Origin of the sequence: Thalassotalea sp. ND16A, from assembly GCF_000764205.1 — a bacterium.
Classification (GTDB): Bacteria; Pseudomonadota; Gammaproteobacteria; order Enterobacterales; family Alteromonadaceae; genus Thalassotalea_A.
Genome location: NZ_JQDZ01000116.1, coordinates 1 through 865 on the forward strand (window position 1 = coordinate 1; position 865 = coordinate 865).

At 43.1% G+C, this 865-nt stretch carries 1 protein-coding gene and 1 pseudogene; both read right to left on the reverse strand.

What is annotated here, in order from left to right; translation table 11 throughout:
- The coding region (locus tag ND16A_RS02060; protein ID WP_033079112.1) for an iron chelate uptake ABC transporter family permease subunit at positions 1 to 491 on the reverse strand (491 nt) is incomplete at its 3' end.
- A 56-nt stretch (positions 492 to 547) separates the two neighbouring features.
- Positions 548 to 865 (reverse strand): annotated as a pseudogene (locus ND16A_RS02055) (heme/hemin ABC transporter substrate-binding protein); the annotation flags it as partial.

The window sequence follows — 865 nt, forward strand, 5'->3', positions numbered from 1 at the left end:
CTTAATAACCCAATAACAGCAAATGCCAATGCATTAATAGCGACACCGACTAATATAAGCGTATTGATATTAATTTGTTTTTGTTGTATTGAGACTAAATATACCAGCGACGTTACTGATAATGCGCCCAAAAATGAGGCATAAGGTAAGTAGTGTTGAGCGGTAAAATTCAATTCTGCACTAAGGGCAATAAAAGCAACCGCAACCATTGCAGCGCCTGCGCTTATACCAATAATAGAGGGATCAGCAAGCGGGTTAAGACATAGCGCTTGGGTTGCAGCCCCTGTTTGTGCAAGTACTAAACCTACCATCACTGCAAGGACAAAACGAGGCAGGCGTATTTGTGTAACCACCTTGATTTGTAGCGCATCAAATTGACTAAAATGTTCAGGAGCTAGCCATGCAATAGCTAAGCGCCAATCCCATCCTGCGGCCCCATAGCCTATGCTAAGTAATGCTAAAGCAAAAATGCAGCCATAACTTAATAGCATCCACTTATGCGGGTTACTCAGTGTTATGGCGTTAAAACGATTCAAAGTTAACGTGCTCATAAGCGTGTTTTATACTCATGTAATGCTTGAATCGCAGTTGAAATACGCGGCGACATGCCCAGTGAAAGTAAGCTGTCCATGACCAGTAACTGACACTCTTGCGCTGCTTTTAATAAACGAAGTGTAGGCTGTTTACAAAAGGCTTGTTTCCCACCAAGGCTTTGCACAACATGCGCTGGCGCCACTAAAAAATCGGGCTGATTTACAGCCAGTACTTCACTGTTAATTGCTTTAAAGCCTGTATGCGTAGCAGCTATATTGGTAATGCCCGCATAATTAAACAGCAAGTTGGGCACCGTTTCTTGTCCTGCTGC